The sequence below is a fragment of the Lactobacillus sp. HBUAS51381 genome (assembly GCF_012641095.1).
Classification (GTDB): Bacteria; Bacillota; Bacilli; order Lactobacillales; family Lactobacillaceae; genus Levilactobacillus.
In genome coordinates this window covers 21,470-28,636 of sequence record NZ_JAAVSC010000032.1, presented here as the reverse complement: position 1 = coordinate 28,636, position 7,167 = coordinate 21,470, and the positions used below count along the sequence as shown (strand labels likewise).

Annotated in this window: 6 protein-coding genes; 1 reads left to right on the top strand and 5 read right to left on the bottom strand. The window is 50.1% G+C overall.

The genetic code is table 11. The features are described from left to right. Positions 1–461: 461 nt before the first annotated feature. Together HEQ50_RS10405 and HEQ50_RS10400 are read right to left on the bottom strand one after the other, a co-directional pair. Positions 462–1,109: a FusB/FusC family EF-G-binding protein gene (locus HEQ50_RS10405; RefSeq protein WP_168900448.1), complete on the bottom strand. Its 648-nt coding sequence runs from the start codon at positions 1,107–1,109 to the stop codon at positions 462–464. A 253-nt stretch (positions 1,110–1,362) separates the two neighbouring features. Next, positions 1,363–2,298 (bottom strand): DMT family transporter, encoded by a 936-nt coding sequence (locus HEQ50_RS10400; protein ID WP_168900447.1) that lies wholly within the window; start codon positions 2,296–2,298, stop codon positions 1,363–1,365. Between the two features lie 518 nt (positions 2,299–2,816). Here HEQ50_RS10400 and HEQ50_RS10395 point away from each other — a divergent pair. Continuing rightward, a complete protein-coding gene (locus HEQ50_RS10395; RefSeq protein WP_168900446.1) occupies positions 2,817–3,386 on the top strand; it encodes a sugar O-acetyltransferase in 570 nt (189 codons plus the stop codon). A gap of 142 nt (positions 3,387–3,528) precedes the next feature. Here HEQ50_RS10395 and HEQ50_RS10390 read toward each other — a convergent pair whose 3' ends face one another. The 3 genes from HEQ50_RS10390 to HEQ50_RS10380 form a co-directional block, all read right to left on the bottom strand. After that, positions 3,529–4,140 carry a sugar O-acetyltransferase gene (locus tag HEQ50_RS10390; RefSeq protein WP_168900445.1) on the bottom strand — a complete coding sequence of 204 codons (612 nt, stop codon included), beginning with the start codon at positions 4,138–4,140 and terminating at the stop codon, positions 3,529–3,531. A gap of 124 nt (positions 4,141–4,264) precedes the next feature. Further along, positions 4,265–5,266, bottom strand: a complete 1,002-nt coding sequence (locus HEQ50_RS10385) for a GW dipeptide domain-containing protein (protein WP_168900444.1) — start codon at positions 5,264–5,266, stop codon at positions 4,265–4,267. Positions 5,267–5,366: 100 nt separating this feature from the next. Continuing rightward, positions 5,367–6,791 (bottom strand): C69 family dipeptidase, encoded by a 1,425-nt coding sequence (locus tag HEQ50_RS10380; RefSeq protein WP_168900443.1) that lies wholly within the window; start codon positions 6,789–6,791, stop codon positions 5,367–5,369. Positions 6,792–7,167: the final 376 nt, after the last annotated feature.

Here is a 7,167-nt window from a genome sequence, read left to right as displayed (position 1 = left end):
TTTTCAAGCAGACCACTTGAAAAATCCCACGGCTGAGACCAAATTTGACTCACTCACGGCTACATGAGATGTATCCAATTAAACCGGCAGAACGTTGCCGCTCCAGCGACGTCACCGCACGTTTAGTAGTTTTCAATCATCGTAACCGGAGGCAGCCAGAGATGGAGGTAGCCGTGACAGCGGTGTTAGCTGTGCAGCAGCTTACAGCGCGGGACGTGTTTGGAGACTGACGGGGTTTGTCAGGCTTCAAACCGAGCCGGAGGACCGTTTCTCAGGCCGCAGGCGGTCCCCACAGCGCCGGAATCTCTGGTAGCCACAGGTGGTCGTTGATGACTAATTTTATGGTGATAAACCTTATCAGCTGGGAATTGGAGCGTGTTCTTGAACTTTCAGTCTTTGGTTAAAATAGGAAACGCACCGCGACTCCCTGATTAATTGGGGAGCTGCGGTGCGTTTTTTGATTATCGTTTGGGTCGAACAATTTCTAAGAAGTCGGCGAGCGGCTGGGGATCAATCAGTTGGCGATTGCACTGTGCACTATCGCGGCAAATGTAGTTCCCATTTCGCGTGAACGTGCCCAACCCGGATTTCTTGGTCGTGGACACGAACAGCGAAACGTTGCCAATGGTTTGGCAGATCGCACAAACACCCTTCACTGTCTTGGGGCCCATGTCGCCCTGAATTCCAATAAGCCGGTCCTGATAAGGCGCGACCAGATATTTCTTCTGGCTTCCCCCATCATTCCATCCCAGATAGGTCATCTCGTGTAAATCAAGGGTGCCCCACTCCGGTTGCTTTAACTTCTTCACTTTACGAAAGAGCTTTTCCAGTTGTTTTTGACTCAAGCTGGGAAAAGGGATCACCAGCGGCTCAAGAGTCGGCAGTAGTTTAGCCGCGGCCTCCCGGGTTAACCGGTCGGGCTGTAGCCGTTCCAAGAAGGCTTGCGCCAACGGTTCGTTCGCGGGTAAGTGCGCGGCGATATTGCCAATCGTGGTGTCGCGCACGACACGGCGCATCCGGCGATCATTGACGGCCAGATAAGCACTGACGAGTGCGTTGACCTGCTGGGTGATATAACTATATTCGTAAGCGGTGATTGTTGGTTCCATAAATGTTGCTTCCTTTCAGATTTAAACCAGACACTTCTCTGAAAGGTTTTTGCAGAAAAGTGTCGCTAACAGCCAACACTTTTCCGTACAAATAACGATGCCATCATCGTCGATCATCTCCTTGGATTCAGCCAATTGACTGAATTGCTCATTAGTATACCGAAAGCCCTCCTAGAAAGCAAGCCGATTCGAGTTTCATGTCTCCAGCCGCCTTACCGTTCGCCACTTTCAGTCGCTAATTAGTCTTTTTTAATCAACTCTCATTCGTTCCGAAGTGCCGGAGAAAGTTGATCATCTTGCGGCCGTTAAGCGACAGGGCCATCACGGCGAGAATAATCATCGCGCCACCAAATAGGTCGTAGCTCGTCAACTGTACATTTAAGAAGGTTACCGAGAAGACCGTTGCCGCCAGCGGTTCAAAGGCATCCAACAGGCTCGCCGTGGTCGGTAAAATATCGGCCAGCGCGTGGGCAAACATCAGGAACGGAAAGACCGTGCCAAAAACAATGATGAAGAGGATCAGGCCAATCTCCGGCCCAGTCACGTGGACGTTGGCCTGCCATAACGGGCCAAAAATGTTTAGCGACAGGCCCGCCACCAGTAAGCCCCAGCCGGTCACCGACAGGGCGCCAAACTTAGGCAGTAACGGCCGCGGCAACAAGGTATTGGTCGCCACCCCTATGGCCGATAGACCGCCCCAGAAGAGAACGACCGGCGAGATTGCCAGGCTGTTTAGATGTCCATGGGTCACGATCAGTAAGGTCCCAAAGAACGCCATGATCATCCCCACCGCTTCCGGTCGCGTTGGCGTAATGTGTTTAAAGATTAAAAAGTAAAGGCTGATAATAAAGGGTCCCAGAAATTGGATAATGGTCGCAATCGGCGCATTCCCATATTTTACGGCCTCAAAGTAACAGAGCTGTACCGGGATCATACCCAATAACCCGTAGCTGACCACCTGAATGGCCGAAGACTTTTGTCGCCAAATTTTCAGCGGCTGGGACCCGACGAACCGCGCAATGATGAGTAGGATTAAACCTGCACTAATCATTCTGATCTGCGTCAGCCACAGCGCGGTCACCTGCGAATTGAAGGTGAACAGCGAACTAGCCGCCACGCCCGAGACACCCCAGAGCACCGCCGCAAAACTCGCGAGTAAAATTCCGCGTAAGTAATGTTTTCGGGTCATCGTGGCCACTTCCCATTGACACTCACAGTTAATTCCCTCATATTCAATCCCTCTTATCGATTAAAATTAGCAAGCACCACTTATTATAGCAAAGTTATTTTTTAAAATTCGCGCTTCGCGGCTGGATTATTTTTTGTAACCGCTTTAATTTCACCAATTCAAATAGGCCCCCACAATCATGGGAGCCCATCAACCTCAGTCACGAATTGTAATCAGCCGAATTGATGGTAGTCGCCTGACATTATCCGTTGTCATTTTAAAACTGAGTACAGGTTATGGGGGACAAGCTACCCATAACTTTGCATTCATTCTAGGCCATCTGCCGCCAAATTTGCCACCAGACCCGCCTAGTTCGCTTAGCGAAGCAATTAAAGTCCCTCATCGCTGGGGGGCACAAATATTTCATCCGCAATTCACGTTGATTTGTTAACCAGATAAATGTTAGCGGTTACAATTAGTCCGTACAAATCGGTATTTCTATGCTACAATAAGCGAAAAGACCTGGAGGCACGATGATAATGAAGACTGAAAAAGAAAAGTTTTTAGCGGGCGAACCCTATAACATCATGGATCCCGAATTGGCTGCTGAGGAGACCAAGGCCCGGCGCCTGTGTAAAATCATGAATGAACTGGACGATACAGCGACCGAGCAAAAGGAACACGTTGTTCGCCAATTGTTTGGATCCGTCGGCAAGAGTCCTTGGGTCCAACCCAACTTTCGCTGTGACTTTGGCTACAATATCCACGTCGGGGACTACTTCATCTGTAATTACGACAACGTCATCTTAGACGTTGCTCCCGTGACCATTGGCGACCACTGCATGATGGCGCCGCACGTGCAGATCTACTCCGCCTACCATCCCCTTGATCCAGCTGCCCGCGATACCTTTACCGGTCTGGGCAAGCCCGTTACGATTGGTGATCACGTCTGGATCGGTGGCGGCTCCGTCATTCTTCCCGGCGTTACACTAGGCAATAACGTTGTCGTGGGCGCCAATTCCACGGTGACCAAGTCATTTGGCGACAACGTGGTTATTGCGGGGAATCCGGCACGCGTTTTACGGGAGAATGTTCCGGTCACTGATTAAGAATTAGCTAATCCCTTAAAAGTCTAGATCACAAGATTATCCCGTCATCAAAAGTCAAAACGTTCTGTAAATCGTTGGGTTTACAGAACGTTTTGACTTTTTGGTCTTTATAACGTTGTCTGATCAATGACCACACCCCGTTTTAACGTAGCATCTGGGCAATATCGCTATTTTCTTCACCCTGTGGACCATCCAGCGGCAATACCTTGATGACTCTGGCGGGGACACCCCCAACTAAAACATTGGCAGGGACGTCCTTGGTCACTACCGCGCCCGCCGCAACCACGACGTTATTTCCGATGGTCACGCCCGGCATAATGGCGACTTTACCCCCAATCCAGACATCATGGCCGATGGTCACCGGCTGGGCTTGCGCCAGATACCCCCGACGCTCCGCAGCCTTTAACGGATGATTTACGGTGTAAATATCAACATTGGGGCCAATCATCACGTGATCCCCAATGGTCACCGGCGCAATATCTAAAATCGTCAGGTTGTAATTACTCAAAAAATCTTCGCCCACGTGAATATTCTGACCATTATCACAATTAAACGTGGCCTGGACCGAAACGCGTTTGCCATGACTGCCCAAAATCTCTTTAATCTTCGCCGTCTGTGCTGCCGGATCGGTTGCCGGAATTTGATTAAACTCCTGACAGAGCCGTGCCGCGCGGGCTTTACGGGCCGCAACCTCCTGATCTAAGAAATAATAGGGCTCACCAGCATCCAACTTTTCTAATTCTGATTTTGCCATCTATTTTCACCTCGAGATTAGCTTACCACTTCCACCCGCCTTGACGCCAAAAAAGCTTGGGCAAAATTGTCCAAGCTTTTTCTGTCCCGTAGTTCTAGGCGACTGATTTTGTTTAAAACGATCGTTAAGCAACCCACCCGAAGTAGATCGGAATATCAATCTTTCCCGTAGGCGTGACCGTCCCTTGATAGGTCTGACCACTCAGATCAAAGGTGGCTACCAGTTTAAATGCCACTGTGGCGACCGGCGTAATCGCTTGACTTGTCAGTAGCTTTCCCGTGGCGTTCCGCGTGATTTTACGTACGGCTTTACCGTTCTGATACTCGTAAATCAGCGCTTGACTATTCTGCTTCAGCATCACGACACGCTGCAACTGTCCATCACGCATGGCGGTTCCGATCTTAATGTGAGCACTATTGTCCAACGTCGCCACTTTCTTGGTTGCCGCTAAGCCACCGCGTGTCAACTCACGCTTCACGATATTCGGATAACTACCTTTAATCACGGCACTGGTTGGCAACCATCCGATAGCTTTCCCCGCGGCCGTTTCAAAGTATAAATAGTGCTGCTTCGTCTTGGTCGTCAACGACTGGATGGCGTAAATCGTCCGGTACCCATAGGTGGTCCCAAAGTGGATTGCCGCCGTGGTGCCCAACGTCTTTTTCGGCATATTCCAGAAATCATGTGCTGTGGTTGGCGTCCAGTAAGCAGTCTTCTTCACCGACTTCAATTGGCTAATCTGTTGGTGAACTTTCAACTTGCTTAGGGCCACGTAACCGCCCACGAGTTTAGTCGAACCCGCCTTACTTGGTTCAACGATTGCTTGGCTGTGGTTCAACGGCGTTGCGGCCACGCGATTCAGCCGAACGTAGCGTTTCCCACCAACGGTCACGACCTTGTCCACCGTCCACAACTTTTGCTTGCTTTGCGCGGTCCCCAAGACCTTGCTGTGGGCATAGGCAGCGCGGGGATAACTATAAACCTTCGTTCCCTTAGCTTTAAACGTAAAAATGCGTTGTTGCGGGTACGCTGGTAATGTCACCCGTTTGGCCGCCTGTGCCGTCGTGGCACCACCCCACAGCAGTAGTCCTAAGCCACTCGCCAAAACCACCTTCATCCATTTCATGTTCAGCCCTCCTAGTCTGTCCTCAACCTACTCCTTATCATGACAATCTATTAAATAAACAATTGATTATGCCCCATAACTCTCGGTTAAACACCCCCGATTACAGGTTTTGGCCTTTTTCCCAAGCCGTCTTGGAGAGCAGTAGTCCCTGCTTAACCAAGTCATTGAACAAGGCGTGCGTCCGTTTGGAAACTTCACCGGCCGTTTCGGCATTGCTCTGGGTCAAGAAACGCGTGGCGTCAGGATTACCCTTGATAGCGGCATCCGTAGCGGCCACCCGCGCCCGACCATAGGATTGACACCCCTCGCGAAAGGCGTTGACCGTTTCAACAAATTCGTGGAAATGTGGTTCGATCAGGACGGATAATGTCTTGTTTAACCAATAAACGTTGTCCACGGAAACTTCGGTCGTCGTGTTCTTGTAATCTTCTGGCGTATCCTGAACATTCGTAAAGAATGGCACGTATGGGGCGTAGGCGAAGAAGCCCATCGCGATCCATTGAATAGCCGCGTGATCGGCGTCCACGTCATTTCGAATCTGGAGAATAGAGGAACACTGGTTACGATCCATGGCGATTGGCCGGTACTTCTTCTGATCATCGGCCGAACCGGAAGCAAACGTCCCAAACGGATCGTAAGGTGTGCCGTTGTAGTGCGAAGATAGGAAGAATTCAACATCTTCAATCGCAATCTTCTTGCTTGGCTGGCGCGTAAACGGCATGTCCTGATCCGTTGGCTGTTGATCCGTAATTTCTGGATTAAATAATTTCTGACCATACCACGTCCGCGGCGTATTGTAGTAGGCATCATCTTCACCGTGCGTCCCGAAGATATCTCGGAAATTGAAGTGTCCTGGTGTTGGATTCAAGTGGTATTGATTGACGAAATCGACTAAGTCGGTCGCCACTAAGAAGTTCGCGTCATCGTTCACATCAACCTCTTGCATCAACGTCTGGTTCGGCGCAATGGCATAGCTATCTTCCGGTAACCGCATGGCTGCCCAATGGTGTCCCCCAGCCGTTTCCAAATACCAAATCTCGTCTTGGTCGTTGAAGGCGATACTGTTGCTTTCGCCGGTCCCATACTTTTCCAGTAAGGCGCCTAAACGTTGGGCCCCTTCCTTGGCAGACTTAACATAGGGTAAGACCAGTGTAATCATGGCCTCTTCATTGATCCCGTCATTTACGAGCGGGTCGTAGCCCAATACACGGGCGTTGGTCGCCGTGGTCTCAGTAGCACTCATGCCCACGTTAAATTCATTAATTCCGGCTTCTTCATACTGGCCGTCGCTTTGATCGGCCTGTGGCGTGCCCGTATAACGGTAGGCATGATCGGGTAACGGGACCTCTACCCCAGTCACCGCCGACGTAAATGTCGCCTGCTTTTGATCCGTGGCGGGATGCACCACGAACTTAATCGGGTTGATGGGACCATACCCATCCTCGTTACGCGCAACAATCGTGGAGCCGTCCATGCTGGCAGCTTTACCCACTAAAATCTCGGTACAATCGGAACTTTTCTTCACAGTGTTCCGCCTCCTTTGCTTACCAGTATAGGATTATCAGGTGCTAAGGGCTAGGGTTTTACAGAAATAATTATGATTGCGGCCTACCCACCGCTTTTTCCCGGTTGCCCCCCGACATACCCAGTAAGTCATAGTCAATAGTTACAGCTTTTAATTATCAACTATTATACGCATTTTCAACCTTAAATACGCGCAAAGACACTTGCCCAGCGCCGCAATATCCGAAAAGAAGGCCCTGGAACAACTGCCCAGACCCTTCTCTTCAACATTAAATTGTTCCTCACAGCTTTAGTTCATCCTCTAATTATTTTATGACAAAATCTGCTAAAAGTGTAATCAAGCTAAGTCGTCTCATTATTTAATTTATCACGCGGCT